General features: G+C 65.2%; 25 protein-coding genes and 1 pseudogene. 23 read left to right on the forward strand and 3 right to left on the reverse strand.

Annotated features, from left to right (window positions below; all coding sequences use genetic code 11):
- Positions 1 to 58: 58 nt before the first annotated feature.
- From AC4OR5_RS14760 to AC4OR5_RS14790, 7 genes and pseudogenes are all read left to right on the forward strand, one after another.
- Positions 59 to 496, forward strand: coding sequence for an HIT family protein (locus AC4OR5_RS14760; RefSeq protein WP_003091638.1), 438 nt, complete (start codon positions 59 to 61; stop codon positions 494 to 496).
- A 228-nt stretch (positions 497 to 724) separates the two neighbouring features.
- Positions 725 to 2,791 (forward strand): type VI secretion system Vgr family protein, encoded by a 2,067-nt coding sequence (locus AC4OR5_RS14765; RefSeq protein ID WP_122379224.1) that lies wholly within the window; start codon positions 725 to 727, stop codon positions 2,789 to 2,791.
- Positions 2,792 to 2,800: 9 nt separating this feature from the next.
- Entirely contained in the window at positions 2,801 to 3,616 is an 816-nt protein-coding gene (gene tla1, locus AC4OR5_RS14770; protein WP_058160259.1) for a toxin Tle1 chaperone Tla1, read from the forward strand.
- Positions 3,613 to 4,123 (forward strand): annotated as a pseudogene (tli1a, locus tag AC4OR5_RS14775) (Tli1a family immunity protein). The gene tla1 and the pseudogene tli1a (AC4OR5_RS14775) overlap by 4 nt, the downstream one beginning before the upstream one ends.
- A 26-nt stretch (positions 4,124 to 4,149) precedes the next feature.
- Positions 4,150 to 4,662, forward strand: a complete 513-nt coding sequence (tli1a, locus tag AC4OR5_RS14780; RefSeq protein ID WP_484292329.1) for a Tli1a family immunity protein — start codon at positions 4,150 to 4,152, stop codon at positions 4,660 to 4,662.
- Positions 4,650 to 5,204 (forward strand): immunity protein Tli1a, encoded by a 555-nt coding sequence (gene tli1a / locus AC4OR5_RS14785; RefSeq protein ID WP_033956719.1) that lies wholly within the window; start codon positions 4,650 to 4,652, stop codon positions 5,202 to 5,204. Before tli1a (AC4OR5_RS14780) ends, tli1a (AC4OR5_RS14785) begins: the two co-directional genes overlap by 13 nt.
- 14 nt (positions 5,205 to 5,218) lie before the next feature.
- Positions 5,219 to 7,867 carry a T6SS phospholipase effector Tle1-like catalytic domain-containing protein gene (locus AC4OR5_RS14790; protein WP_071536175.1) on the forward strand — a complete coding sequence of 883 codons (2,649 nt, stop codon included), beginning with the start codon at positions 5,219 to 5,221 and terminating at the stop codon, positions 7,865 to 7,867.
- Between the two features lie 38 nt (positions 7,868 to 7,905).
- Here the strand turns inward: AC4OR5_RS14790 and AC4OR5_RS14795 are convergent, their stop codons facing one another.
- The gene (locus AC4OR5_RS14795) at positions 7,906 to 8,319 is read right to left on the reverse strand and encodes a hypothetical protein (protein WP_058160257.1); all 414 of its coding nucleotides are present in this window, start codon (positions 8,317 to 8,319) and stop codon (positions 7,906 to 7,908) included.
- A 79-nt stretch (positions 8,320 to 8,398) separates the two neighbouring features.
- Between AC4OR5_RS14795 and AC4OR5_RS14800 the strand changes: the two genes are divergently transcribed.
- On the forward strand, positions 8,399 to 8,902 hold the full coding sequence (locus tag AC4OR5_RS14800) for a cysteine hydrolase family protein (RefSeq protein ID WP_079200116.1): 504 nt from the start codon (positions 8,399 to 8,401) through the stop codon (positions 8,900 to 8,902).
- A gap of 3 nt (positions 8,903 to 8,905) precedes the next feature.
- Here the strand turns inward: AC4OR5_RS14800 and AC4OR5_RS14805 are convergent, their stop codons facing one another.
- Positions 8,906 to 9,421, reverse strand: coding sequence for an ankyrin repeat domain-containing protein (locus AC4OR5_RS14805; protein ID WP_003091630.1), 516 nt, complete (start codon positions 9,419 to 9,421; stop codon positions 8,906 to 8,908).
- Between the two features lie 490 nt (positions 9,422 to 9,911).
- Between AC4OR5_RS14805 and AC4OR5_RS14810 the strand changes: the two genes are divergently transcribed.
- The 13 genes from AC4OR5_RS14810 to AC4OR5_RS14870 all read left to right on the forward strand — a co-directional run bounded on the left by AC4OR5_RS14810 (position 9,912) and on the right by AC4OR5_RS14870 (position 20,526).
- Positions 9,912 to 11,033, forward strand: a complete 1,122-nt coding sequence (locus AC4OR5_RS14810) for a beta-ketoacyl-ACP synthase III (RefSeq protein ID WP_003104436.1) — start codon at positions 9,912 to 9,914, stop codon at positions 11,031 to 11,033.
- 2 nt (positions 11,034 to 11,035) lie between these two features.
- A complete protein-coding gene (locus AC4OR5_RS14815) occupies positions 11,036 to 11,647 on the forward strand; it encodes an RNA polymerase sigma factor (protein WP_003091628.1) in 612 nt (203 codons plus the stop codon).
- The gene (locus AC4OR5_RS14820) at positions 11,641 to 11,880 is read left to right on the forward strand and encodes an anti-sigma factor family protein (protein WP_003091627.1); all 240 of its coding nucleotides are present in this window, start codon (positions 11,641 to 11,643) and stop codon (positions 11,878 to 11,880) included. The genes AC4OR5_RS14815 and AC4OR5_RS14820 overlap by 7 nt, the downstream gene beginning before the upstream one ends.
- 405 nt (positions 11,881 to 12,285) lie before the next feature.
- Positions 12,286 to 12,600 (forward strand): HvfA family oxazolone/thioamide-modified RiPP metallophore, encoded by a 315-nt coding sequence (locus tag AC4OR5_RS14825; protein ID WP_003091625.1) that lies wholly within the window; start codon positions 12,286 to 12,288, stop codon positions 12,598 to 12,600.
- Positions 12,601 to 12,618: 18 nt separating this feature from the next.
- Positions 12,619 to 13,473 carry an HvfB family MNIO-type RiPP peptide maturase gene (locus AC4OR5_RS14830; RefSeq protein ID WP_058160255.1) on the forward strand — a complete coding sequence of 285 codons (855 nt, stop codon included), beginning with the start codon at positions 12,619 to 12,621 and terminating at the stop codon, positions 13,471 to 13,473.
- Entirely contained in the window at positions 13,470 to 14,204 is a 735-nt protein-coding gene (locus AC4OR5_RS14835) for an HvfC family RiPP maturation protein (RefSeq protein WP_003111723.1), read from the forward strand. Before AC4OR5_RS14830 ends, AC4OR5_RS14835 begins: the two co-directional genes overlap by 4 nt.
- A gap of 2 nt (positions 14,205 to 14,206) precedes the next feature.
- Entirely contained in the window at positions 14,207 to 14,797 is a 591-nt protein-coding gene (locus AC4OR5_RS14840; RefSeq protein ID WP_003117603.1) for an HvfX family Cu-binding RiPP maturation protein, read from the forward strand.
- A 246-nt stretch (positions 14,798 to 15,043) separates the two neighbouring features.
- Positions 15,044 to 16,360: an outer membrane porin OprO gene (gene oprO, locus AC4OR5_RS14845; RefSeq protein WP_003104423.1), complete on the forward strand. Its 1,317-nt coding sequence runs from the start codon at positions 15,044 to 15,046 to the stop codon at positions 16,358 to 16,360.
- A 458-nt stretch (positions 16,361 to 16,818) separates the two neighbouring features.
- On the forward strand, positions 16,819 to 18,141 hold the full coding sequence (gene oprP / locus AC4OR5_RS14850) for an outer membrane porin OprP (RefSeq protein WP_023106133.1): 1,323 nt from the start codon (positions 16,819 to 16,821) through the stop codon (positions 18,139 to 18,141).
- Between the two features lie 167 nt (positions 18,142 to 18,308).
- Positions 18,309 to 18,608, forward strand: coding sequence for a hypothetical protein (locus tag AC4OR5_RS14855; RefSeq protein WP_003091621.1), 300 nt, complete (start codon positions 18,309 to 18,311; stop codon positions 18,606 to 18,608).
- A gap of 124 nt (positions 18,609 to 18,732) precedes the next feature.
- Positions 18,733 to 19,545, forward strand: a complete 813-nt coding sequence (locus AC4OR5_RS14860) for an SDR family oxidoreductase (RefSeq protein ID WP_003091619.1) — start codon at positions 18,733 to 18,735, stop codon at positions 19,543 to 19,545.
- Between the two features lie 232 nt (positions 19,546 to 19,777).
- Positions 19,778 to 20,200 (forward strand): hypothetical protein, encoded by a 423-nt coding sequence (locus tag AC4OR5_RS14865; protein ID WP_003091617.1) that lies wholly within the window; start codon positions 19,778 to 19,780, stop codon positions 20,198 to 20,200.
- Positions 20,197 to 20,526 (forward strand): YnfA family protein, encoded by a 330-nt coding sequence (locus AC4OR5_RS14870; protein ID WP_003091616.1) that lies wholly within the window; start codon positions 20,197 to 20,199, stop codon positions 20,524 to 20,526. The genes AC4OR5_RS14865 and AC4OR5_RS14870 overlap by 4 nt, the downstream gene beginning before the upstream one ends.
- Before the next feature lie 78 nt (positions 20,527 to 20,604).
- Here the strand turns inward: AC4OR5_RS14870 and AC4OR5_RS14875 are convergent, their stop codons facing one another.
- Positions 20,605 to 20,892 (reverse strand): hypothetical protein, encoded by a 288-nt coding sequence (locus AC4OR5_RS14875; protein ID WP_003091615.1) that lies wholly within the window; start codon positions 20,890 to 20,892, stop codon positions 20,605 to 20,607.
- A 166-nt stretch (positions 20,893 to 21,058) separates the two neighbouring features.
- Between AC4OR5_RS14875 and AC4OR5_RS14880 the strand changes: the two genes are divergently transcribed.
- Both AC4OR5_RS14880 and AC4OR5_RS14885 read left to right on the forward strand, forming a co-directional pair.
- Complete coding sequence (locus AC4OR5_RS14880) at positions 21,059 to 21,442, forward strand: hypothetical protein (protein ID WP_003091614.1); 384 nt, start codon at positions 21,059 to 21,061, stop codon at positions 21,440 to 21,442.
- 68 nt (positions 21,443 to 21,510) lie between these two features.
- Complete coding sequence (locus tag AC4OR5_RS14885; RefSeq protein ID WP_058160254.1) at positions 21,511 to 25,857, forward strand: DEAD/DEAH box helicase; 4,347 nt, start codon at positions 21,511 to 21,513, stop codon at positions 25,855 to 25,857.
- Positions 25,858 to 25,861: the final 4 nt, after the last annotated feature.

Consider the following 25,861-nt stretch of genomic DNA (forward strand, 5'->3'; position numbering starts at 1 on the left):
CGGGGAGCGAGCCGGTATGGTGCGCAGGTCTATTCCGGTTCGTTCAAGGAAAGCCTCCATGAGTCTGCACGGCGTTTACGATTCCCAGAACATCTTCGCCAAGATCATTCGCGGCGAAGCTCCCTGCTACAAGGTCTACGAAGACGAGGACGTGCTCGCCTTCCTCGATCTGTTCCCGCAGTCCTACGGGCATACCCTGGTGATTCCCAAGCACGCCGAGGCGCGCAACCTGCTCGAGATCGATGCGCAGAACCTGGCCAAGGTCATGGCCGTGGTCCAGCGCCTGACCCGCGCCCTGGTCGAGGAGGTGCAGCCGGACGGCGTGCAGGTCGCCCAGTTCAATGGCGCCCCCGCCGGGCAGACGGTCTTCCACATCCATTTCCACATCGTCCCGCGCTTCAGCGGCGAGAACCTCGGCATCCATGCGGCGAAGCAGGGCGACCCGGAAGTGCTCGCACAACTTCAGGAGCGTTTGGCGCAGCGTCTGCAAGGCTGATTGCGCAAGGGCCGGCCCGGGACGGGGGCGGTCCTTCGCTCGTCGAATTTATCTGAAATATTTTGTTACATACTGTCGAGGGTCAGGCGCACCGCGGTTTTCCGGCGATGTGCGCAACAATTTGCACAGTTTTTTTGACGTAGCATCCGCGCTATCCCGCTCTTCGGAGCGACCACGGCGAACAGGGACGCCAGCCGTGCAGGTTTTTCGAGCAACAGGGGACAGCGGATGTTCAACCCGGCCAACCAGACCCACTTCAGCCTCACCCTCGACGGCTTCCGCCACGACCTGCAGGTCCTCGCCTTCAACGGCCACGAAGGCATCAGTCGCCCCTACCGTTTCGAACTCGAACTGGTCGGAGCGCGCGCCGGCCTCGACCTCGAAACGTTCCTCCACCGGCCCGCCTTCCTCGCCTTCACCCCGCAGGGCCAGGGTGTCCACGGCCTGGTCTACGGCGCTGCCCAGGGCGATGCCGGCAAGCGCCTGACCCGCTATCGCCTCACCCTCGTCCCGCACCTGGCCTACCTCGCCCAGCGCAACAACCAGCGGATATTCCAGCACCTCACGGTGCCGCAGATCGTCGCCCTGATCCTCGAGGAGCACGGCATCCTCGCCGACGCCTACCGCTTCCAGCTCGGCACCCGGTATCCCGAGCGCGAATACTGCGTGCAGTACGACGAAAGCGACCTGCATTTCGTCCAGCGCCTCTGTGCCGAAGAGGGCATCCATTTCCATTTCCGGCACAGCGCCGAGGCGCACCTGCTGGTGTTCGGCGACGACCAGACGGTGTTCCCCCGCCTGGGCCGTCCCACCGCCTACGTGCACGACAGCGGGCTGGTCGCCGACGAACCGGTGATCAAGCGCTTCAGCCTGCGCCTGGCCAGCCGCACCACGCGCACCACTCGCCGCGACTACGACTTCGAGAAGCCGCGGCTGCTGCTGGAGGCCGGCAATCGCCCCGCTGCCGACGCCCCGGCCGAGCCGGACCTGGAGGACTACGACTACCCCGGTCGCTTCGTCGATCGCCAGCGCGGCAAGCTGCTCAGCCAGCGCGCCCTGGAGCGCCACCGCGCCGACCGGCGCCTGGGCGAAGGGGTCAGCGACCAGCCGCTGCTGGTCAGCGGGCATTTCCTGGAGATCGCCGAGCACCCGCGTGCGGAGTGGAACGACCTGTGGCTGCTCAGCGAAATCTTCCACGAAGGCAAGCAGCCGCAGGTGCTGGAAGAGAACGTTACCTCCGACACGTCGGCCAGCACGGACGACTTCCAGCAGGGCTACCGCAACCGCTTCCTCGCCACGCCCTGGGAGGTGTTCTTCCGCCCGCCGCTGGAGCACCCGAAGCCGCGCGTGCTGGGCAGCCAGACCGCGGTGGTGACCGGCCCGCCGGGCGAGGAAATCCACTGCGACCGCTACGGCCGGGTCAGGGTGCAGTTCCACTGGGACCGCGAGGGCCAGGGCGACGACAAGAGCAGTTGCTGGCTGCGCGTAGCCAGCGGTTGGGCCGGCAACGGCTATGGCGGCCTCGTCATTCCGCGGGTCGGCATGGAAGTGCTGGTGGACTTCCTCGAAGGCGATCCTGACCAGCCGCTGGTCAGCGGCTGCGTCTACCACGCCGCCCACCCGGTGCCCTACGAGTTGCCGGCGAACCAGACCCGCAGCGTCTTCAAGAGCCTCAGCAGCCCTGGCGGCGGTGGCTACAACGAGCTGCGCATCGAGGATCGCAAGGGCCAGGAACAGATCTTCGTCCATGCCCAGCGCGACTGGGACGAGAACATCGAGCACGACCAGAAGATCCGCGTCGGCCACGAACGCCACGACACCGTGGAGGCGAACAGCTACAGCGAGTTCAAGGCCGAGGAGCATCACACCGTGCACGGAGAGCGCAAGGTCGAGCTGAAGGCCGATGACCACCTGACGGTCGGCGACAGCCAGCACGTGAAGCTCGGTCGTGCCTACCTGGCCAGGGCCGGGCGCGAGATCCACCTGAAGGCCGGGCAGAAGATGGTGATCGAGGCTGACAGCGAACTGACGGTGAAGGCCGGCGGCAGCTTCATCCGGCTTGACGCAAGCGGCATCGCCATCAGCGGCCCGCTGGCACGGATCAATGCAGGCGGCGCGCCGGGAAGCGGCTCGGGGATCGCGATCAAGATGCCGCGGGTGCCGGGCATGGCCGACCAGGACAGCCCCGGCGCGCCACCCGAGGCGGTCGCGGCCAACCTGCCGCCGCGACAACCGGTTTGCGAAGAGTGCCTGCTACAGGCGAAGAAAAGAGGCCAGGCGCTCGCCGAGCGCTGAGGAACCGCGATGACGCCGAACCCCCGCCATTGGGCCCGCGAGCTGTGGCAGCGCTCCCGCGATCGCGGCTTGCAGACCCACATCGATGTATTGGTCGATGCCACCGGGCTGGACGACTATCCCTTGCTCGCCGAGCTCGCGCGGCAAAGCGATCCTCCGGCGCTGTTCAAATTGCTGGAGCAAACCCCGGAGGCCGCCCTGGCCGACGAGGGCCCGCTGCTGCTGCGCCTGGAAGACGGCCACGCGGCCTGGCTGGACGAGCTGCTCGAGCGCATCGACTGCCGCCGCCACCTGATGCTCCTGTTCAGCCCCTGGCCGTTGCCGCGCCTGGGCGAGCACCTGCGCAGCTGCACCCAGGCTGAGTGGAACCAGGGTCGTTCCAGCGGCGTGCTGCGCTTCTACGAGCCGGGCCTGTTCATGGCCGTCAGCGACATGCTCGACCCCTGGCAGAGCCGCTACCTGCATGCCCCGGTTTCCAGCTGGCACTGGCTGGACCGCGACGGCCGGCCGAGGGAGCTGGCCGGTCATTACCAGGCCCACGAGACGCCGCCGCTGCAAGCGGCCCTCCGCCTGGAAGCGCACCAAGTCGCCGCCTTGCGCGCCTGGAGCGAGGCCGAAGCCTACCGCCGCGAATACTTCGTGCTGCCCCGCGAGCATGGCCTGGGCGGCCAGGAAAGCCTGCTCCAGCATCTGGTCCAGGCGCACCTGGCCGCCGACCGCCAGGGCTTGCAGGACTTCGACCAGCGCGATGCCTTCGTCGCCCAGTGGCTGCGCGAACAGACCCCCGGCCCCGGCTTTTCCCCGGCGGGAACGAGTCGCGCATGAACGCGCGCGGCATCGGCCTTCCCGCCCTGCTTCCGGGGCCCCTGCTGGCCGTAGGCTGCCAGAGCGGGCCGGACATGCTGGCGGCGCCGGTGATGGGTTCCAACCATACGTCCGCGGCGATCAATTGGTTTTCGGTGAATGGGACAGAGGGGCCAAACCTGGGCCCTCACCAGGGCGGAGGTGGGCAGGTATGTTGTGGTGTGATTCCAAAGTACTGGGTGCCGGGTTTGGAGGCAATTGTAGAGTGGGAGGTTGATCCTGCCCCTAATGCTGATCTCAAGCGAGATCGACACGGGAATCTGGATATGCAGGATTATCGACGACATGCTGAAGGTTATACGCGTCACAAAACAGTTGTTGATATACCCCGCTATGAAAGTAAGAGAATTTGCTCGCTGAAAGTAAATTTTCTTTCGATGTGATAAGACTGCGATTTCAACTGCTTTATATGTATCTTCTCATTCGGATTGTCCGGAGAGGGCTTGTTCTGATACTAAGGAGTCTTGATGCAAGAGGTCTTGGTGATGAGGTGCATGAAAAAGTATGTTTGGTTGGTTTGCTTTTTTTGTGGAATTCTTCCTTCGGGAGGATGCCAGGCTGCTCCTGAAATGTTGCCTGCACCAGTCATGGGGTATAACCATACTTCGTCGTCAATTAATTGGTTTACTGTGAATGGGGCTGGTGGGCCAAATATTGGGCCGAACCAAGGTGGTGGTAGTCAAGTATGTTGTAGTGTAGTCCCTCGCCATTGGAACTCTGAGTTGAGAGCTGTTGTAGAGTGGGAAGTAGACCCAGAGCCCTATTCCTCTGCAGATTGGTCGGAACCGACTTTTTCAGATGAGTGGAGAACCCGTATGAAGGCTCAAAGAAAAACATACACTCGTCATAAAGCCGTAGTCGAAATACCAAGGTACGACAACCCTGGTCCATTGAGGGTGCACTTTCTACCTTGCAATCAGGTTCGTGTAGCTGCTGCAGCCACTTCTCCGGGGTATTTTGGATATCCTTATAACTATCCTATGAGGGATATGCCATGCAAAAGTTGATGAACTTGATCTGTGTGGGAAATAAAAAGTCCATTTGGTTGGTGGTTTTTCTCAGCGCCTTCTTTGGGCTGGTGGCATGCCAAGCTGGGCCTGAAGTGCTGTCTGCACCTATCATGGGTTACAACCATACTCCGGCGGCGATTAACGAATTTACGGTGAATGGTGCTGGCGGACCGAACTTAGGTCCTTATCAGGGAGATGGTAGTCAAGTTTGTTGTGGGGTAATTCCAAAGAGATGGAATCCAAATTTGAAAGTTATTGTGGAATGGGAGAAGGATCCCAATCCCCGTACCGTTATAAAACGAGATAAATATGGGGGGTTGGATAAGAGTGATTATTTGAGGCATGCCTCAAGTTACACCCGTCACAAGGCGACTGTGAATGTACCTAGGTATGATGAAAAGGTGTGCTTGCTGCAGGTGCACTTCTTGCCGTGTGACGAGGTGGCTGTTTCTACGACTTGTTATGGGCCAAATCATCCAAAATATCCTGATAAGGCCTATTTCGAGATGAGAAAGTCAACGATATGTCCGGCTAACTGAAGGCAGGTGGGAAGATGCCTAATTTTGGATTTCATATAGCACCCACCCATCCTGTGGCAGGGCGCCTGATTTATGATTCTAAAAAATTATCAGAAAATATATTAAAGCAGCAGAGCGATGAACGGGTTTTTTCAAGGGCGCAAGAGCAAAAAAGGCTTTCTGAAGGTGACGTAGTCGGTGGTGCGCCTTGCTGTAAAGCTATCCATATTACACTTGGGTTTGATGGGACTAATAATAACGATAAGGCTGATAGTTCATCGGTTTCTCCATCTTGCAGTAATGTCGCTAAGCTAATTCATGCAAGTATTGGGGGTGGCGATGATATAAGCAGCAGGGGGATTTTTAAGTACTATTGCCCAGGTGTGGGTACGGTGTTTCCGGATATTAAAGAATTTACGCCTTCAGGCATGGGGTTAATTGGTGCTGAGGGAGGCGAAAATCGAATAAACTGGGGTCTTATTCAGTTGGTTGATGCTCTTTTCTATACTTTATTAAAAAGTAGGCTTAACCTAAATGAGGTTCAGGGCCTAGTAGAAGAAATGTCCACTAACTGGACCGTCAGTACGCTCACTGGTGGTTTATTGGAAAATGGCGAGAAAAAACGCCGAGCTGCCTTGGAGCCAAAACTCAAGGAACTGGAAGAAAAGCTTCGACAGCGTCAGAACTCTGGGCAGAAACCGCATATCCTGGCCATGCGCTTGTATGTCTACGGATTCTCCCGTGGGGCGGCAGAAGCACGAGCCTTTGCCAACTGGCTGCAGGAGCTAACCCGGGTCAGCGATGCCGATGGTCGGGTGGAATATCGCTTTGCCGGTCTGCCGATCTCGATCGAGTTCCTCGGCCTTTTCGATACCGTGGCGGCAGTTGGGCTGGCGGATAGTGCGCCGTTCGCTGCCGGGCATATGGATTGGGCCGATGACACCATGCGCCTGCCCGATGAGGCCCTCTCCCAGTGCCTGCCGACCATCCTGCCGGAAGACTGTTCTTTTCTGAAACGTTGCGTGCATCTGGTTTCCTGTCATGAGCAGCGTGCCAGTTTTCCACTCGATTCGATCCGCCGTCGTGACATGGATGCCAACGGACGTCGGACGGGGCCCTCCTGCTACCGGAAGTGGACGGTGGAATATGCTTATCCTGGTGTTCACTCGGATGTTGGTGGCGGTTATGGCGTCGGCAACCAGGGGAAAGCTGTGGGAGGTTCGGAATCTCTGCTATCCCAGATAGCGTTGCAGCATATGTATGCGGAGGCTTTCGAGGCAGGTGCTCCTTTGCAAGTTCCAGCACCTGCCGTCCATCCAGACTTTCATGAAGATTGGCGGGTAATGGTGCCCAAGATTGAAGCGGAGTTCAGCGTCTCCGAAGAACTCGCCACCCGTTTCAACGCCTGGCAGGCCCAGGCCAAGGCCGGCCCCCTGGAAGAGGTGATCCGTCGCGAGACCGCGTTGATCACCGCCTGGCGCATCGACCGCTATGCCGGCGGGCTGCGCAACAAGGCGTTCTTCGCCAATGTCCCGCCGGACATGCCGGAAGCCCAGCAGAAGGCCTGGGAGGCCCTGCACAAGCGGCGTAGCCGGGAGTACGCGGCCGCCCAGCAGGGCGAGCCGCTCCCGCCGATGAGCGCCGCCGAACAGGCGGAGTGGGATCGCAACGTGGCGCTGATCGGCGGCGAGGACCAACTGCGCGACCTGCGGGTGGAGAAGCAGTTCGACCCGCCGCTGGACCAGCGCCAACTGCTCGGCGCCGCCGCCGAATTCGCCCATGACTACAAGGGCGACTGGGGCGTGCTCGACGACGGCATGACGGTGGGGGGAGTGATCGACCTGCTGCTCGGCGGCACCGTATTCCTGATCAACGAGGAAGACGAAGCCGAGGAATACAGCCAGATCCACCGCGACGGCAGCGCGCGCTACCACCAGTTGTTCAGCGCTCCCGACCGGGTGGCGCCGGGCCAGGAAAAACTGGTGGCGCTATTCGACGAACAGGTGCACGACTCCCGCGCCTGGTTCATGAACACTTCGGCGATAGGCCCGCGAGAACCCTTCACCGACTACTTCCGCTATCGCCTGGTGCATTTCGACAACGAGTCGAACAAGCGGCTCTCGGTACTGGCCACCGCCGGGCGGGTGGTAGGCGTCGGGGTGATGCTGGCCAGCGTCGGCCTCAGCGTCAAGCGTCGCGATCCGCGGATGCTGCTCGGGCTGTTCCTGCCATCGCTGGCGCGTCCGCTGCTGAGCGGCAAGGTCGGCCTGCCGGAGGTCAGCGCCTTCGACCCGCTGACCGGGATCGCCTTGCCGATGGTCGGCGGGGCGGCGCTGGACAACCTGCGGGCCTTCACCCGCGAGCCTGGCGACAAGGTCGAGCAGATCGGCCAGTTGCCGCCACCGCCGCCGCTGGCGGTCGCGGCGGTGCAATCGCCCGCATTGCAGCAGGTGCTGCTGGCTCAGCAGACCGTGGAGGCGCTCAAGGCGCGCGACCTGGGCAGCCTGGCCGGGCTGGTGGCCAAGGCCGAACTCACCCAGGCGCCCGCGGCGGCGACGCCGGCCTGGCTCGCCGAGGCGAAGCAGGCCTTGCAGGACATGGGTACGGAGCAGGCGCAACCGCCGAGCCCCGGCTCGGCGCCGGGCTGGCTGCAGCGCGGCAAGGACCTGATGGAATCGCTTTGAACCTCGACCGGCGAACGCGGCCGACCTGTCGCCCCGGATCATTCGGCGCGGATGTCGAACCCGCTGCTGGCCTCGCTGACGATGCGGAAGCGCGCGTTGCCGTCCGCGGCGATCCGGGTTCTCAGCTCGCGGTTCAGCAGGCCCTTGCCGCAGAGGGTGTCGTCCTGGGTATCGATGCCGATACCGACCACATGCTCGCCCGCCGGCACCTGGAAGCTGGCTTCCTCGCCGACGCCGATGCGCGCGGCGACCTGGCGGTCGATAAGGAGCGCCACGTAGCAGCCGCCGCCCAGGTAGCCATAGTCGCGGTGGACTTCCAGCCGGCCGCCACCGCTCACCGGTTGCTGGTAGCCGAGCAGGCGTTCGGCGGGGATCGCCCGGGTCTTCTCGGCGGGAACCGAGGAACAGCCAGCCAGGAGGAAAAGGATCGCTACGGCGTACATCGGGCGCATGAAGGCTCTCCGTCGAAAGGTTTCCTCAGGCTAGCCCAGTTTCGCTGGAGCGCGGAGCGACGGGGCGGAGTGGGCTAGAATGCCTGGCCTGTTCTTCCGGAGCCGACTACCGATGCGCCAGGCCCTGCTGATCGTCGACGTGCAACTCTGTTTCGCCCCGCCGGACTGGCTGTTGGAAGGCATCGGCCAATTGCTCGGGCGGATGCCCTCGGTGGCCAGCGTCGAGCGCCATGACGAATCCCGTACGCCGTTCCAGCGCCAGCTCGGCTGGCGACCGCCGCTCGACGATGCCTGCCTGGTGGCGGCCGACCGGGTCTTCGTCAAGCATGGCTACCTGCCGACGGCGGAACTCGTCGACCATCTGCGTGCGCTGCGAGCGGAACGGGTGCTGGTCTGCGGCATCCAGGCCGACACCTGCGTGCTCGCCGCCGGCTTCGCCCTGTTCGACGCCGGCCTGCAACCGACCCTGGTCGGCGACCTGGTGCTCGGCTCCTCGCTGGATCGCTCGGGGGAGCTGGGTGTGCGCCTGTGGAAGCATCATTTCGGCCAGGTCGTCAGCCTGGCCGAGGTGCTGGCGGATTGAGGCTCAGTGGGGCCGACTGAGCAGCGCGACCGTGGCCTCGGCATTCATCATCCGCGCCGCCGCCAGCGGCGTCAGCCCGGCGGCGTCCTGGGCGTCACGACGGGCGCCGTGGGCCAGCAGGCTGGCGGCGACCTCGGCCTGGTTGAACATGGCCGCCATCATCAGTGCGGTCTTGCCGTCGGCCGAGGCGCCCTCGACGTCGGCGCCGCCGGCGAGGAGCAGTTCGACCATCGCCAGGTCGCCCTTGAACGCAGCGCCGGCCAGCGGTGTCTGCCCGGCCAGGTTGCGCAGGTCCGGGTCGGCCTTGTAGGCCAGCAGCAGGCGTACCGTGTCGGCGTGCCCATGGTAGCTGGCCAGCATCAGCAGGCTATCGCCCTTGTGGTTACGCAGGTTCGGCGGCAGGCCCTGTTGCAGCAGTTGCTCGAGGCGCTGGCTGTTGCCCTGGCGGGCCAGGTCGAACAGTTGGTGGACGAACTCCTGGGTTTCCATATCCAGTTCTGGGCGAGGGCTATCGGTCATGGGGCTGCTTCCTTGTGAATACCGGGTTTGCCGAATGATAGGCGGCCTTGCCGAGGTGGGCTGTTGAGCATTGCCTATGGGGCGGGTTGGCAAATTCAATCGATGGTTGGGGTGGGAAGGTGCCAGCCTGCTGTGACCGGAAGCCGGCCTGGTTGCGTCGTCTTTACAGTTCGATACGGATATCGGTGGCGAAAACGGGGAAAATAAACCGATCGTGCGCCTATCGGCTGTGCCCGGCGCGCACTCTGGAATATCCTTGTCGCCTTCGATACCACTGAGCGGTGCGCGCGCTTGCCGAAGCGAGGCGGTGGCACACTGCGCAATGGCCGACCTTGCCCGGGCCCTGTACGAAAGCGCGCCGCCAACGTCTTTTCGTAGAGCGCCCGGCATCGCCGCGAGCGAACCCGTTTCCGGTGCCGGCCCCAGGCGGGCACCGCTATGCCTAATCGGCCCCGTTCGACGGCGGCCCAGCGAGAGAAGAGGAACAACTGTGCATAAAGCCGTCATCAGCGGAACCGGTCTTTATACTCCGCCCTACAGCATCTCCAACGACGAGCTGGTGGAGAGCTTCAATACCTTCGTGCGCCAGTACAACGACCAGCACGCCGAGGCCATCGCCAAGGGCGAACTGGAGGCGCTGGCCGAGTCCAGCTCGGCGTTCATCGAGAAGGCGTCCGGCATCAAGAGCCGCTTCGTGATGAACAAGGAAGGCATCCTCGACCCGCAGCGCATGGTTCCGTACCTTCCCGAGCGCAGCAACGACGAGTGGTCGATCCTCTGCGAGATGGCCGTGGCCGCCGCCAGGGAGGCGCTGCAGCGTGCCGGCCGCAGCGCCGCCGACATCGACGGGGTGATCGTCGCCTGCTCCAACCTGCAGCGCGCCTACCCGGCGATCGCGGTGGAGGTGCAGGCCGCGCTGGGCATCCAGGGCTACGGCTACGACATGAACGTGGCCTGCTCCTCGGCCACCTTCGGTATCCAGGCCGCCACCACCGCGATCCAGACCGGCCAGGCGCGGGCGATCCTGATGGTCAACCCGGAGATCTGCACCGGCCACCTGAACTTCCGCGACCGCGACAGCCACTTCATCTTCGGCGACGCCTGCACCGCGGTGATCGTCGAGCGCGCCGACCTGGCCGTGTCGAAGCACCAGTTCGACATCGTCAGCACCAGGCTGCTGACCCAGTTCTCCAACAACATCCGCAACAACTTCGGCTTCCTCAACCGCGCCGACGAGAGCGGTATTGGCAAGCGCGACAAGCTGTTCGTCCAGGAAGGCCGCAAGGTGTTCAAGGATGTCTGCCCGATGGTCGCCGAGCTGATCGGCGAGCACCTGGCGGCCAATGAAATCCAGGTCGCCGAGGTCAAGCGCTTCTGGCTGCACCAGGCCAACCTGAACATGAACCTGCTGATCACCCGCAAGCTGCTCGGCCGCGACGCCGAGGCGCACGAGGCGCCGGTGATCCTCGACAGCTACGCGAATACCAGTTCCGCCGGCTCGGTGATCGCCCTGCACAAGCACCAGGATGACCTGCCCAGCGGCGCCATCGGGGTGCTCAGCTCGTTCGGCGCCGGTTACTCGATCGGTAGCGTGATCCTGCGTAAACACTGATCGTGGCGGCGCCTACCGACGCCGAGCTGCTGCCGCGCCTGCTGGCCGGCGAGCAGCGAGCCTTCCGCGAGCTGGTTGGCGCCTACCAGGGCGCCATGCGGGCCGTGGCCTGGGCGATCATCGGCAGATCGCATACCGAGGAAGTGGTGCAGGACGCCTGGCTCGCGGCGGTTCGCGGGCTGGACGGGTTCCAGGGGCGTTCGAGCCTGAAGACCTGGCTGCTGACCATCACCGCCAATACCGCCAAGAGCCGCTTGCGCCAGGTTCGCCGGGAAGTTTTCCTCGACGACCTGCCGGGGCCCCATGGTACGGTGGATGACCAGCGCTTTGCCGCCGACGGTCACTGGAGCCAGCCGCCGCACGCCTGGCACGAGGATTCGCCGGAAGCCCTGCTCACCGAGGGCGAACTGCGCGATTGCCTGGACAAGACCCTCAACGGTCTGTCCGAACTGCAGCGCAGCGTGCTGACCCTGCGCGAACGCCAGGGCTTGGAGCTGGAGGAAATCCGTGATCTCCTGGATATCACGCTTTCCAATGTCCGGGTGCTGCTGCATCGCGCCCGCCTGAAGGTCTTCGCCACCCTGGAGCATTTCGAGGAGACCGGCCAATGCTGAGTTGCAAGGAACTGGTCGCCCGGTCCAGCGACTTTCTCGATGGGCAACTGGACTTCCGTGGACAACTGGCGGTGCGCAGCCACCTGCTCATGTGCCGGCATTGCCGGCGCTTCATCCGCCAGATGCGCCTGACCCAGGCGACCGTGCGCCATCTGCCGGAAGGGCAGGGGCCGGAACTCGACCGCCTAGCCGCGCATCTCTCCGAGTTGCGCAAGGACGCCGCGCGGCGCTGAGCCGGGGTACCCTCGACACCAAGCCGCCGCCCGCGATTCGTGGGCGGCGGCTTTTTCGTTTCCGCTATCCGGCGTGGGCGAACCGGACCCGGCCTGGCGTGGGCGGCTCTCTCTTCCGCGTGACGAGGTCGAGGAGTGTGGCTGGGCTTGGCGGATATCGCTGCGCGATATGCGCCCTACGGAGGGGCGGCAATCCGTTTCGCTGGGCGGGCATCCGAAGTCGAGGAGAACGCCTGGGACCTGGCGGATATCGCCGACCGATATTTCTCCAGCAGGGGCAATCCCTGAGTTCAGGCAAAGGGACGGGAAATTTTTTTCGACTCCGCTGTAACGCCGCCGGGGGTGCTCCGTCCATTGGAGCGAGGACGCCATACCGGCGCCCGCTACCAACTTCAGGAGTTACCCATGAAAAAGATTTCCCTCGCTTCCTCCGTCGTCGGCGCTGCTCTGCTCGGCGTAGCCAGTGTCGGCGCGCATGCCGCGCAGAATCCCTTCGCCGTGCAGGAGCTGAGCAGCGGCTACAGCGTGGCTGCCGCCGAGAAGGCCAAGGAGGGTTCCTGCGGCGAGGCCAAGTGCGGTGCCGACAAGGGCAAGCGCGAAGCCTCCAAGGCCGGCCATGAAGGCAGCTGCGGTGCGGATCGCAAGGCCAAGGAAGGTTCCTGCGGTGGCGAGAAGAAGGCCGGCGAAGGCAACTGCGGCGCCGACAAGAAGAAGTCGTAAGGCCTGAGGAGACGGACCATGCAACGGGAATTCGTCAGCGGCGCCGGGCTAGGCCTGCGTCGCGCGCTGCTGGAGCCGCTCGGCGTCGGCGATGAGGTCCGGGTCGACTTCCTCGAGGTCGCCCCGGAGAACTGGATCGGCATCGGCGGCCGTCTCGGCCGCCAGTTCCGCGAGCTGACCGAGCGCCTGCCGTTCCTCTGCCATGGTCTGTCTCTCAACCTCGGCGGCTACGCCCCGCTGGACATGTCGTTGCTGCGCGCGATCAAGGGTTTCATCGAGCAGCATGGCATCCGTGCCTACAGCGAGCACCTGTCGGCCTGCGCCGACGACGGCCAGCTCTACGACCTGATGCCGCTGCCGTTCAGCGACGAGTCGGTGCGCCGGGTCGCCGAACGGGTCAGGGTGGTACAGGACGTCCTCGAGCGGCCGTTGATCGTCGAGAACGTCTCGGCGTATGCGCGCTTGCCGGGCGAGCTGGAAGAGGTCGATTTCGTCCGCGCGGTACTGGAGGAAGCCGATTGCCAATTGCTGCTGGACGTCAACAACGTCTACGTCAACGCCTGCAACTTCGGTTTCGACGCCCACGCCTACATCGCCGCGATGCCCAGCCGGAGGATCGCCTACCTGCACATGGCCGGGCACGACGAACAGGGCGCCAGCCTGAAGATCGATACCCATGGCGCGCCGGTCTGCGATCCGGTCTGGGAACTGCTGGCACATGCCTATGCCTGCCATGGCGAACGCCCGACGCTGCTGGAGCGCGATTTCAACCTCCCGCCACTGAGCGAGCTGTATGCCGAAACCGATCGCATCCGCGAGCTGCAGCGGCGCAGCGGTGAAGCGCAACTGCGCAGCCTGGGGTACGGCACATGAACCACACGACCTTGCAACGGCGTTTCGCCGCACGTATCCGCGATCCGCAGCAGGCCTTGCCGCCCGGCATCGCGACGGAGCGCATGGCGATCTACGAGGAACTGTTCTTCAACAACCTGGACGGTTTCATCAGCAGCGGTTTCCCGGTCCTGCGCCAGTTGTTCGACGAGCCGCGCTGGCATCGCCTGGTGCGTGCCTTCATGCGCGAGCATCGCTGCCGCACACCGTACTTCAGCCAATTGGGCGAGGAGTTCATCGGCTGGCTGCAGGACGGCTACCGCGCGGAGGAGGGCGATCCGCCCTTCCTGCTGGAGCTGGCTCACTACGAGTGGGTCGAGCTGGCCCTGTCGCTGGCCGAGGCGCCTGTCGAGACGCTGCCGCAGGCCTGGTCGTGGTCGCCACTGGCCTGGCCGCTGGCCTATCGCTGGCCGGTCCATCGCCTGGGGCCGAGCCATCGGCCGGTGGAGCCGCCGGCCGAGCCGACCTGCCTGCTGGTCTGGCGCGATCCGGCGGAGCGGGTGCGCTTCCTGCACCTGTCGCCATTCGCCTATCGCCTCGCGCAGCGCCTGAGCGAGGAGGGGGAGGCGTCGGTGACGCTGCTGCCGTTGTTGCGCGAGTTGGCCGGAAGCTGCGGCCTGAGCGCCGACGCGGAGTATTTCGAAAATGCCTTCGCCTTGCTGGAGGACTGGCACGCCCAGGGCATCCTCATGGGCGAGGGCGCTCTGGAGTGATGATGAAGACTGTCTTCTTGCGTTTACAGCATGCCCTCGACGTCACCCGTCGAGCGGATTTCCTCGCCCCGCTGGCGCTGCGCCTGTACCTGGCGCCGGTGTTCTGGATGGCCGGCAGCCAGAAGCTGGCGGACATGCCGGCCACCATCGAGTGGTTCGGCAATCCCGACTGGGGACTCGGTCTGCCGTTTCCCGAACTGCTGGCCTGGCTCGCCGCGCTGAGCGAGGCCGGTGGCGCCGTGCTGCTGTTGTGCGGCCTGGCCGTGCGCTGGATCAGCCTGCCGCTGATGGTGACCATGCTGGTAGCGATCTTCGCCGTGCACTGGCCGAACGGCTGGCAGGCGATCGCCGATCCGTCCGCGCCGTTCGCCAACGCCCAGGTGCTGGAGGCTGGCGAGAAGCTGGCGCGAGCCCGGGAAATCCTGCGCGAATACGGCAACTACGACTGGCTGACGTCGAGCGGAAGCTTCGCCATCGTCAACAACGGCATCGAGTTCGCCGCGACCTACCTGGTGATGTTGCTCGCGCTGTTCTTCGGCGGCGCTGGCAAGTGGCTTTCTGCTGACTTCTGGATTGCGCGAAAATTGCGCTGAGATTTCTACCCATATCGAATAACCAGAAAGGCCCGTAGTAGAGGGCTTTTCGCGTTATTCGCATTGGAGATAAAAAGTTCCTCTGTAATGAAACATTTATCTCCATGCAATTTGGCTGCAATCTGCCATCGCCAAGATTCCCCCCAACACAAAGGGGCCGCCTTACGGCCAGCGCGGAACAAGGGGCGCGCTGTAGCCAGGCACTCGCGTGTTGCCAATGCACACACCATTAAGGGGAAATCTTCGATGATCCGTAAGCACTCGCTCGGCTTCGTTGCCAGCGCTCTGGCTCTGGCCGTATCTGCCCAGGCGTTCGCCGGCACCGTGACCACCGACGGCGCCGATATCGTGATCAAGACCAAGGGCGGCCTCGAAGTCGCCACCACCGACAAGGAATTCAGCTTCAAGCTGGGCGGTCGCCTGCAGGCCGACTACAGCCGTTTCGACGGTTTCTATACCAAGAATGGCAACACCGCCGACGCCGCCTACTTCCGCCGCGCCTTCATCGAACTCGGCGGCACCGCGTACAAGGACTGGAAATACCAGATCAACTTCGACCTGTCGCACAACACCGGCAGCTCCGACAACGGCTATTTCGACGAAGCTTCGGTCACCTACACCGGCTTCAATCCGGTCAACCTGAAGTTCGGTCGCTTCGACCCCGACTTCGGCCTGGAAAAGGCCACCAGCTCCAAGTGGGTGACCGCTCCCGAGCGTAACGCCGCCTACGAACTGGCCGACTGGATCAACACCCACCAGGACGGCATGGGCGCCCAGGTCAACTCGACCCTCGCCGACATGGCCTACCTGTCCGCCGGCGTATCCGCCAAGGACGCCGACGACAGCGACGGCGACAGCGTCAAGCAGTTCAACTTCCGCGGCGTGTTCGCGCCGATGCACGAAGCCGGCAATGTTCTGCATGTCGGCGTGAACTATGCCTACCGCGACCTCGACGACACCGCCTTCGACTCGCGCATCCGTCCGCGCCTGGGCATGCGCGGCATCGCCACCAGCGGCGGCAACGACGCCGGTGACAACGGCAACCGCGCGACCTTCGGCGGCGTCTCCAACTCGCCGGCCGGTTCCTACAAGGACGACAGCGTCTGGGGCCTGGAAGGCGCCTGGGCGATGGGCCCGTTCTCGGCCCAGGCCGAATACCTGGCACGCAAGCTGAAGGCCGATGACAACGCCTACAAGGACATCAAGGCCAAGGGTTACTACGCGCAACTGGCCTACACCCTGACCGGCGAGTCCCGCCAGTACAAGCTGGAGGGTGCCAAGTTCGACTCCGTCAAGCCGGAAAACAAGGAAATCGGCGCCTGGGAAGTGTTCTACCGCTACGACAACATCAAGGTGGAAGACGACAACGTCGTCGCCGATACCGCCACTCGCGAAGTCGGCGACACCAAGGCCAAGGCCCACAACCTGGGCGTGAACTGGTACGTCAACGATGCGGTGAAGATCAGCGCGGCCTACGTCAAGGCGAAGACCGACAAGATCACCAACAACAATGGCGACGATGACGGCGACGGCTTCGTGACCCGTTTGCAGTACGTGTTCTAAGAAGCGACAACGATCTGCTCCTGTTTTCGGCCTCGCTCCGGCGAGGTCTTTTTAATCGCTTCCTTACCCGGTTGTGGCGATGTTGGCAGCCTGCAACCGGGTCTTTCTTTCGTTACAGGTCTACCCGCAGGTACTGGCAGGAATATCCGAAAGCCAGACGGTTATCGGCAGAAACTCTTGTTTTTTATTGCAGTCATGCAATCTTCGCAAGGTTGCCGCAATATATGAAACAAGCTGTTACATCTGTCGCCCGGACCTGATGCCTCTAGGCCTGCGCCCTTATCCGACAGCATCATCCAGGCGCTATCCGGCTGCCTGTCACAAAAGCTTTCGCGCTTTGCAGTCTCGCTGTCACAACCCATCCAGATGATCCCCCTCCAGCAGCGCCGGCCGGCGATAGAACCGGCCGTTTCCGCGCTGCTCAAGACCATTCGAAATCCGAACAGGGGACTTACCTGATGATTCGCAGACACTCGTGCAAAGGGGTGGGGAGCAGTGTTGCCTGGAGTTTGCTGGGCCTGGCGATTTCCGCGCAGAGCCTGGCCGGGACCGTGACCACCGACGGTGCCGACATTGTGATCAAGACCAAGGGCGGCCTCGAAGTCGCCACCACCGACAAGGAATTCAGCTTCAAGCTCGGCGGCCGCCTGCAGGCCGACTACGGCCGCTTCGACGGCTACTACACGAACAACGGCAATACCGCCGATGCCGCCTACTTCCGCCGCGCCTACCTGGAGTTCGGCGGCACCGCCTACCGGGACTGGAAGTACCAGATCAACTACGACCTGTCGCGCAACGTCGGCAACGACAGCGCCGGCTACTTCGACGAAGCCTCGGTCACCTATACCGGCTTCAATCCGGTCAACCTGAAGTTCGGCCGCTTCTACACCGACTTCGGCCTGGAAAAGGCCACCAGCTCCAAATGGGTCACCGCGCTGGAGCGCAACCTCACCTACGACATCGCCGACTGGGTCAACGACAACGTCGGTACCGGTATCCAGGCCAGCTCGGTGGTGGGCGGCATGGCCTTCCTCTCGGGCAGCGTGTTCAGCGAGAACAACAACGATACCGACGGCGACAGCGTCAAGCGCTACAACCTGCGCGGCGTGTTCGCGCCGCTGCACGAGCCGGGCAACGTGGTGCACCTGGGCCTGCAATACGCCTATCGCGACCTGGAGGACAGCGCAGTGGATACCCGGATCCGCCCGCGCATGGGCATGCGCGGCGTCTCCACCAATGGCGGCAACGATGCCGGCAGCAATGGCAACCGTGGCCTGTTCGGCGGCAGTTCGGCAGTCGAGGGGCTGTGGAAGGACGACTCGGTCTGGGGCCTGGAAGGCGCCTGGGCGCTGGGTGCCTTCTCGGCCCAGGCCGAGTACCTGCGGCGCACGGTCAAGGCCGAGCGCGACCGCGAGGATCTCAAGGCCTCCGGCTATTACGCGCAACTGGCCTACACCCTCACCGGCGAGCCGCGCCTCTACAAGCTGGACGGCGCCAAGTTCGACACCATCAAGCCGGAGAACAAGGAAATCGGCGCCTGGGAGCTGTTCTACCGCTACGACTCGATCAAGGTCGAGGATGACAACATCGTCGTCGACAGCGCCACCCGCGAGGTCGGCGACGCCAAGGGCAAGACCCATACCCTGGGCGTCAACTGGTACGCCAACGAGGCGGTGAAGGTTTCCGCCAACTACGTCAAGGCGAAGACCGACAAAGTCAGCAATGCCAACGGCGACGATAGCGGCGATGGCCTGGTGATGCGCCTGCAGTACGTGTTCTGAGGCGGTCGGGCCCCTCCGGCGGGCGGGGCCCGTTTCCGCAGGATGTTACCCGCGTCATGAAATTGCCTGGTGGATGTCCGGGCGGGCCGCCCAGCTTGACCCAGGGCACAGATCGCATGGCGGCATCTGGCTATGCTGGTCCCTCGGAAACGCTCTGGGAGGGACTGATGATCGGCTGGGGACGTGCCTGTATTGGCGTCGGGGGACTGCTGTTGCTGGGCCAGTTGCTGGGGGGCGCCCTGCTGCTCGCGGACGACGGCGAAGCGACGCTGGCGGTCGAGCACTTCTGGCAATTCGTCTTCCTGATCCCGGCGATCCTGGTGGCACTGGGAATGTTCGTCCTGCAGCATCACGTGGGTTCCTTCGCCCAGTTGTACCGCCGGCGTCTCGATGGCGCCTCCTACCTGCTGGTTTCCTGCGGCATCGCCCTGGTCCTGGGCAAGCTCTGCGTCCTGCTGCTCGCCTGAGCCCCTCGCGCGGCCCGGCATGTCCGGGTTTGCCCGAGGCATTCAGCTTCCTGATTTAGCCGGAGGCCGCTGAAACCCTTGGTTACACTGGCCTTCATCACACGAACAGGAAGGCAGGACCCCTATGCAAAACCGCATGATGATCACCGGTGCCGGCTCCGGGCTGGGGCGCGAAATCGCCCTGCGCTGGGCGCGTGACGGCTGGCGCCTAGCGCTGGCCGACGTCAACGAAGCCGGCCTGGCGGAAAGCCTGAAACTGGTGCGCGAGGCGGGTGGCGATGGCTTCACCCAGCGTTGCGACGTACGCGACTACAGTCAACTGACCGCGCTGGCGCAGAGCTGCGAGGAGAAGTTCGGCGGCATCGACGTCATCGTCAACAACGCCGGGGTGGCCTCCGGCGGCTTCTTCGGCGAGCTGTCCCTGGAGGACTGGGACTGGCAGATCGCGATCAACCTGATGGGCGTGGTCAAGGGCTGCAAGGCCTTCCTGCCGCTGCTGGAGCGAAGCAAGGGCAAGATCGTCAACATCGCCTCGATGGCGGCGTTGATGCAGGGCCCGGCGATGAGCAACTACAACGTGGCCAAGGCCGGGGTGGTGGCGCTTTCGGAAAGCCTGCTGGTAGAGCTGGCGCTGGTCGAGGTCGGCGTCCATGTGGTCTGCCCTTCGTTCTTCCAGACCAACCTGCTGGACTCTTTCCGCGGCCCGAGCCCCGAGATGAAGCATCAGGTCGGCAAGCTGCTGGAGAGTTCGCCGATCAGCGCCGCCGACATCGCCGACTACATCCACGCCGAAGTGGCCAAGGGCAGCTTCCTGATCCTGCCCCACGAGCAGGCGCGGATGGCCTGGAGGATCAAGCAGCAGAACCCCCAGGCGATCTATGACGAGATGACCGCGATGGCCGGCAAGATGCAGGCCAAGCGTCAGCGCCAGGCCTGAGTGGAAATGGCTGCAGGCCAGCAGGGGCGCGGCTTTGCACCATTGCGGTGCGGCGCAGATAGTGCTTGCCCAAGGCGGTGCGATCGAGTAGCTTGAGTCACCGGCCTGCCTGCCGAAGTACGTTGGACCCCACAAGAAGCCTCGCTCATTTGCGAGGCTTTTTGCTTTTCCGGCCTCGCGCCCTGTGCTAGAAGGCTGCCTCTGCGAGTCCGTTCTGTTCTGGAGTACCCCTGTGGAGTCTGAATCCATCGTCTATGGCTGCATCCGCGACTGGCCGGGCGATTCGATGGAACGGCGCATGCGCCGTGCCGCCAACCGCCGCGTGCTGGACAGCCTGCCGGGCGGCGAGGCCTGGCCGTTCCTCGGCCGCGAGATGTTCAGCCGCTGCGAGCAGTCCGGGGCCGGGCTCTACCAGACCCAGATCATCCACTTCGGTGCCAGCTACCAGGCCATCGAATACGAGTGGAGCCTGTGGGTCGAGCAGTTCGAGGCGTTGCTCAGGCGCCTCTACTGGGCCAGCGCGGTGGTCCACCTGGAGACCGAAGTGAACGGCAGCCATACCTTTCGCTGGGAGTCCGAGCGTGGCTTCCATACCCCCCAGGAGAGCGACCTGCAGGTCCGCTGCGCCTGGGAGCGGGAGGGCGGGCGGCGGTGATCAACTACCTCTGGTTCGTCCTCGCGGCGTTCTGCGAAATCGCCGGCTGCTACGCCTTCTATCTCTGGCTGCGGCTGGGCAAGAGCGCCCTCTGGGTGCTGCCCGGCCTGCTCAGCCTGACCCTGTTCGCCTTGCTGCTGACCCGCGTGGAGGCCAGCTACGCCGGCCGCGCCTATGCCGCCTATGGCGGCATCTACGTCGCCGCGTCGCTGTTCTGGCTGGCTTTCGTCGAGCGCTCGCGGCCGCTATGGAGCGACTGGCTGGGCGTGGCCTTGTGCGTGGTCGGTGCCAGCGTCGTGCTGTTCGGCCCGCGCCTGTCGCAGTGACTCAGGCGGGGTGGGCGGCGCGCCCTTCACGGGCGCCGGACCCCGCCGTCCCGGGCCGCCGCACCCCGAACCGGCGGATCACTGCGAAGTGTTGCGCTGCACGTCGCCTTTTTCCTGATCCAGTTCCTTGAGCATCTGCGCGTAGGCATCGCAATCGCTCGGCCGGTTCTGTTCCGAGCGGGCTTCCTGGCGCTGGCGCAACTGCTCGTTGAGTTCCCTGGCCCGTTGCGGGTTCTTCTGGGTGATCGAGGCGACCTTGGTGGCGACTTCCTTGCCCATCTTTTCCGCCTCCGCTTCGGAACAGGCGAAGACCGGCGTGGCGACCAGCAGGGCGCAGGCGCTGGCGAGGGCGAAAAGCGGTTTCATGGCGTACTCCTGTGGGGTGGTCCTGAGCGGTGGAGCCCGGTCGAGCCGACAAAGTTCAGCCGCAACGCCGGACGGCGACCGATTCGAACCCTCGCGGCGGGTTGCGGGTCGCACGCATAGAGAGGGTGCGAAGGACCCTCGTCGCTTATGCCGCAGGAGGTATGCCATGACTCACGATTGGGATCTGGTCGAACGGTTGCTGCTGGAGGTCCGGCAGTCCGCCCACGAGAACTTCGCCCCGCGCGCCCATGCCGAACGCCTGGCCGAGGAACGCTCCCAGGCCGGGCAGCGGGTCGGCGACATGGATGCGTTGAAGCAGAAGGCCGCCGACTACGAGGCGATCCTGCTGGAGGGCGGTTTCATCGAGCCGCGTCCGGAAGAGCAGGGCGGCAATGGCGAGAACTTCGTCCTCACGCCGCGCGGCGAGCGCCTGCTCGGCCTGATCGGCGGCGAGACGCCGAAGGCCGCCGAGGCTCGCCGGCTGCTCGAGGAGAACGGCAGCGAAGCGCTGCACGCCGAGCGCTTCGACCGTTTCGTCGCCGGGCTCTGAAACTGCGCCCGACGGGCGATCGGCGGGGCTTGTGAGTCGCCCGCGGCGCCACCATAGTGCGGAGCATGATGCCTATTTCATCCTCTTCCGCCCGCCGCGCCGAGCCGGCTCCGCGGCCCCTGGCGGAGTTCCATCCCGCCGTCCGCCAGTGGTTCGAACGCCACTTCGCCGCGCCCACGCCGGCCCAGGTCGAGGCCTGGCCGGCGATCCGCGAGGGGCTTTCGACCCTGGTCGCCGCGCCCACCGGTTCGGGCAAGACCCTGACCGCCTTCCTCGCCGCCATCGATGCCCTGGTGGTGGAGGGGCTGGCCGCCGACGGCCAACTGGCGGATGCCACCCAGGTAGTCTATGTCTCGCCGCTGAAAGCGCTGTCCAACGACATCCGCATCAACCTGGAGCAACCGCTGGCCGGCATCCGCGAGGAGCTGGCGCGTCTCGGCCTGCCCGACGTCGATATCCGTAGCGCGGTGCGCACCGGCGATACGCCGCAGGTCGAACGCGGAGCGATGCGCAAGTGCCCGCCGCACATCCTGGTCACCACGCCCGAATCGCTGTACATCCTGCTCGGCTCGGAGTCGGGCCGGCAGATGCTCGCCGGGGTGCGCAGCGTGATCGTCGACGAGATCCATGCCCTGGCCGGCAGCAAGCGCGGCAGCCACCTGGCGCTGTCGCTGGAGCGCCTGCAGGCGCTGTGTCCGCGACCGCTGCTGCGGATCGGGCTGTCCGCCACGCAGAAGCCGATCGAGAAGGTCGCGCGCTTCCTCGTTGGCGCCAGCGGCAATCCGCGCGATCCGGCCTGCCGGATCGTCGACATCGGCTATACGCGCCCGCGCGACCTGGGCATCGAGGTACCGCCGGTGGCGCTGGAAGCGGTGATGTCCAACGACACCTGGGAGCTGGTCTACGACCGCCTGGCGCACCTGGCCGGCGAGCACCGCACCACCCTGGTGTTCGTCAACACCCGGCGCATGGCCGAGCGGGTCACCCGCTTCCTCGCCGAACGCCTCGGCAGCCGCCAGGTGGCGGCCCACCACGGCAGCCTGGCCAAGGAGCTGCGCCTGGATGCCGAGCAGCGCCTCAAGGCCGGGCAATTGAAGGTACTGGTGGCGACCGCGTCGCTGGAGCTGGGCATCGATATCGGCGACGTCGAGCTGGTCTGCCAGTTGTCGTCGCCGCGCTCCATCGCCGCCTTCCTGCAACGGGTCGGGCGTTCCGGGCACAGCGTCGGCGGCACCCCCAAGGGCCGGTTGTTCCCGACCTCCCGCGACGACCTGGTGGAATGCGCGGCGCTGCTCGACAGCGTGCGCCGTGGCGAGCTGGACAGCCTGGTGCTGCCGCGCCAGCCGCTGGACGTGCTGGCGCAGCAGATCGTCGCCGAAGTGGCCTGCCAGGAATGGCGCGAGGACGACCTCTATCGCCTGGTGATCCGCGCCGAGCCCTACGCCGGGCTGGAGCGCGAGCGCTTCGACGAAGTCCTGCGGATGCTCGCCGAGGGCTACCACTCACGCCTCGGCGTGCGCGGCGCCTATCTCCATCGCGATGCGCTCAACGGCCTGCTCCGTGGCCGCCGTGGCGCGCGGCTGACCGCGCTGACCTCGGGCGGGACCATTCCCGATACCGGCGACTACAGCGTGCTGCTGGAGCCGCAGGGCCTGCTGGTGGGGACGGTCAACGAAGATTTCGCGGTGGAGAGCCTGGCCGGCGACGTGTTCCAACTGGGCAACACCTCGTACCGGATCATCCGCATCGAGCCGGGACGGGTGCGGGTCGAGGACGCCCAGGGCCAGCCGCCGAACATTCCGTTCTGGCTGGGCGAGGCGCCGGGGCGCAGCGACGAGCTGTCGGCCAGCGTGGCGCGCCTGCGCGACACCCTCGACGAGCTGCTCGGCGAAGGTCAGGCATTGCCGGAAGGGCAGCGGCTGGAGCCAGCCATCGCCTGGCTCGGCGCCACCCTCGGGCTGGACGATGGCGCCGCGCGGCAGATCGTCGAGTACCTGGCCCGCGCCCGTCAGGCCCTGGGTGGCCTGCCCGGGAGCCGGCGGCTGGTGATGGAACGCTTCTTCGACGAATCCGGCGGCATGCAACTGATCATCCACAGTCCTCACGGCAGCCGCCTCAACCGCGCCTGGGGCCTGGCGCTGCGCAAGCGTTTCTGCCGCAGCTTCAACTTCGAGCTGCAGGCGGCGGCCACCGAGGACGCGATCATCCTCTCGCTGTCCACCAGCCACAGCTTTCCCCTCGACGAGGTCTGGCGCTACCTGCATTCGGCGAGCGCCGAGCACCTGTTGGTACAGGCCGTGCTCGACGCGCCGCTGTTCGGCGTGCGCTGGCGCTGGAACCTGACCACCTCGCTCGGTTTGCCGCGCTATGCCGGCGGTCGCAAGGTGCCGCCGCAACTGCTGCGGATGAAGAGCGAGGATCTGCTGGCCAGCGTGTTCCCCGACCAGGTGGCGTGCCTGGAGAATATCGTCGGCGAGCGCGAGGTGCCCGATCACCCGCTGGTGGCGCAGACCCTCGACGACTGCCTGCACGAGGCGATGGATTGCGAGGGCTGGCTGGCCCTGCTGCGCGACATGGAGAGCGGCGCGGTGGACTTGCTGGCGCGCGACCTGCCGGCGCCTTCGGCGTTGGCGGCGGAGATACTCACCGCGCGTCCCTACGCCTATCTCGACGATGCGCCGCTGGAGGAGCGGCGTACCCAGGCGGTACAGAATCGCCGCTGGAGCGATCCCGAGTCCGCCGACGACCTCGGCGCCCTGGACCTTGAGGCGATCGAGGCGGTGCGTGGCGAGGCCTGGCCGGAAGCGCGCAACGCCGACGAGATGCATGAGGCGCTGAACAGCCTGGGCTACCTCACCTCGGGCGAGGCCGAGGCCAATCCGGGCTGGGGGGAATGGCTTGCGCAACTGTCGGAGCAACGCCGCGCCGGACGCCTGGACTGCGCAGGCAGCATTCTCTGGCTGGCGGCGGAGCGCCTGCCGGCGATGCGCCTGGTGCATCCCGCGGCGAAGGTGCCCGACGCTTTCCAGGCGCCTCGCGGCTATCCGCCGCCGGACTCGGCGGAAGCGGCGACCGTGGAGCTGACCCGCGCCCGCCTGGGTGGCTTCGGGCCACGTACGGCCGGGCAGTTGGCGGCCGACCTGGGCATCGGCCTGGCCGACCAGCAGTACGCGTTGGCCGCCCTGGAGCGGGAAGGCTATGTGTTGCGTGGCCGCTTCAGTCCTGGCGCGACGGAAGAGGAGTGGTGCGAACGCCATCTGCTGGCGCGCATCCATCGCTATACGGTGAAGCGCCTGCGCCGGGAAATCGAGCCGGTGCAGCGCGCCGATTTCATGCGTTTCCTGTTCGACTGGCAGCGCCTGGCGCCGGGCACCCGTGGCCGGGGTGCGGAGTCCCTGGCTACGGTGGTCGAGCAGCTGGAAGGCTTCCAGGCCGCGGCGGCCGCCTGGGAAAGCGAACTGCTGGCAGCGCGGGTGGCCGACTACGCCAGCCATTGGCTGGACCAGCTGTGCCGTTCCGGACGCATCGTCTGGGCGCGCCTGGCCGGACGCAGCAAGGCCGCCGGCGGTCCGCTGCGCAGCGCGCCGATCGTGCTCCTGCCGCGCCGCGAGCTGGGGCTCTGGAGCGTCCTGCAGCGCGACGCGCCGGAGCCGGAACTGTCGCCGCGCGCGGCCAGGGTACTGGAGGTGCTGCGCGAGCAGGGTGCATCGTTCTTCGACGAACTGAGCCAGGACGCCCACCTGCTGCGCAGCGAGCTGGAGAACGCCCTCGGCGAGCTGGTCTCGGTCGGCCGGGTCAACGCCGACAGCTTCGCCGGGCTGCGCACCCTGCTGATGCCGGCGGACAAGCGCAGCCGCCAGGAGCGCCGCTCGCGCGGCCTGCCGGGCGGCATGCAGGACGCCGGGCGCTGGGCGCCGCTGCGCCGGGCGAAGGCGGAAGAGGCGGGGCAGCGTTTGCCGGCGGAGGTCCTCGAACATGTCGCCCGGACCCTGCTGCGGCGCTATGGGGTGGTCGCCTGGCGCCTGCTGGAGCGCGAGGCCGACTGGCTGCCGCCGTGGCGCGAGCTGCTGCGCGTCTACCATCGCCTGGAAGCGCGCGGCGAGATTCGCGGCGGGCGCTTCATCGCCGGCCTGGCCGGCGAGCAGTTCGCCTTGGCGGAAGCGGTCGGCCTGTTGCGCGAGGTGCGCAAGCGGCCGCCGGATGGGGCGATGCTGGTGGTGTCGGCAGTCGATCCGTTGAACCTGGTCGGCGGCCTGCTACCCGGCGAACGGGTGCCGGCGGTGACCGGCAACCGCCTGCTCTATCGAGACGGAGCGCCGCTGGCGGCGCTGGTAGCCGGCAAGGTGCGGATGCTCGCGGAAGTCGACGGCGAGACCGCGCAGCAGATCCGTGCGCTGCTGATCCGCCGTCACTGAGGCC

The organism is Pseudomonas sp. YA1 (assembly GCF_058680555.1).

What these genes read in the sequence shown, in the direction of transcription:
- AC4OR5_RS14760 (WP_003091638.1), top strand. Translation starts at nt 59, where the DNA reads ATGAGTCTGCACGGCGTTTACGATTCCCAGAACATCTTCGCCAAGATC.
- AC4OR5_RS14765 (WP_122379224.1), top strand. Translation starts at nt 725, where the DNA reads ATGTTCAACCCGGCCAACCAGACCCACTTCAGCCTCACCCTCGACGGC.
- tla1 (WP_058160259.1), top strand. Translation starts at nt 2,801, where the DNA reads ATGACGCCGAACCCCCGCCATTGGGCCCGCGAGCTGTGGCAGCGCTCC.
- tli1a (WP_484292329.1), top strand. Translation starts at nt 4,150, where the DNA reads ATGAAAAAGTATGTTTGGTTGGTTTGCTTTTTTTGTGGAATTCTTCCT.
- tli1a (WP_033956719.1), top strand. Translation starts at nt 4,650, where the DNA reads ATGCAAAAGTTGATGAACTTGATCTGTGTGGGAAATAAAAAGTCCATT.
- AC4OR5_RS14790 (WP_071536175.1), top strand. Translation starts at nt 5,219, where the DNA reads ATGCCTAATTTTGGATTTCATATAGCACCCACCCATCCTGTGGCAGGG.
- AC4OR5_RS14795 (WP_058160257.1), bottom strand. Translation starts at nt 8,319, where the DNA reads ATGCGCCCGATGTACGCCGTAGCGATCCTTTTCCTCCTGGCTGGCTGT.
- AC4OR5_RS14800 (WP_079200116.1), top strand. Translation starts at nt 8,399, where the DNA reads ATGCCTGGCCTGTTCTTCCGGAGCCGACTACCGATGCGCCAGGCCCTG.
- AC4OR5_RS14805 (WP_003091630.1), bottom strand. Translation starts at nt 9,421, where the DNA reads ATGACCGATAGCCCTCGCCCAGAACTGGATATGGAAACCCAGGAGTTC.
- AC4OR5_RS14820 (WP_003091627.1), top strand. Translation starts at nt 11,641, where the DNA reads ATGCTGAGTTGCAAGGAACTGGTCGCCCGGTCCAGCGACTTTCTCGAT.
- AC4OR5_RS14825 (WP_003091625.1), top strand. Translation starts at nt 12,286, where the DNA reads ATGAAAAAGATTTCCCTCGCTTCCTCCGTCGTCGGCGCTGCTCTGCTC.
- AC4OR5_RS14830 (WP_058160255.1), top strand. Translation starts at nt 12,619, where the DNA reads ATGCAACGGGAATTCGTCAGCGGCGCCGGGCTAGGCCTGCGTCGCGCG.
- AC4OR5_RS14835 (WP_003111723.1), top strand. Translation starts at nt 13,470, where the DNA reads ATGAACCACACGACCTTGCAACGGCGTTTCGCCGCACGTATCCGCGAT.
- AC4OR5_RS14840 (WP_003117603.1), top strand. Translation starts at nt 14,207, where the DNA reads ATGAAGACTGTCTTCTTGCGTTTACAGCATGCCCTCGACGTCACCCGT.
- oprO (WP_003104423.1), top strand. Translation starts at nt 15,044, where the DNA reads ATGATCCGTAAGCACTCGCTCGGCTTCGTTGCCAGCGCTCTGGCTCTG.
- oprP (WP_023106133.1), top strand. Translation starts at nt 16,819, where the DNA reads ATGATTCGCAGACACTCGTGCAAAGGGGTGGGGAGCAGTGTTGCCTGG.
- AC4OR5_RS14855 (WP_003091621.1), top strand. Translation starts at nt 18,309, where the DNA reads ATGATCGGCTGGGGACGTGCCTGTATTGGCGTCGGGGGACTGCTGTTG.
- AC4OR5_RS14860 (WP_003091619.1), top strand. Translation starts at nt 18,733, where the DNA reads ATGCAAAACCGCATGATGATCACCGGTGCCGGCTCCGGGCTGGGGCGC.
- AC4OR5_RS14875 (WP_003091615.1), bottom strand. Translation starts at nt 20,892, where the DNA reads ATGAAACCGCTTTTCGCCCTCGCCAGCGCCTGCGCCCTGCTGGTCGCC.
- AC4OR5_RS14880 (WP_003091614.1), top strand. Translation starts at nt 21,059, where the DNA reads ATGACTCACGATTGGGATCTGGTCGAACGGTTGCTGCTGGAGGTCCGG.
- AC4OR5_RS14885 (WP_058160254.1), top strand. Translation starts at nt 21,511, where the DNA reads ATGCCTATTTCATCCTCTTCCGCCCGCCGCGCCGAGCCGGCTCCGCGG.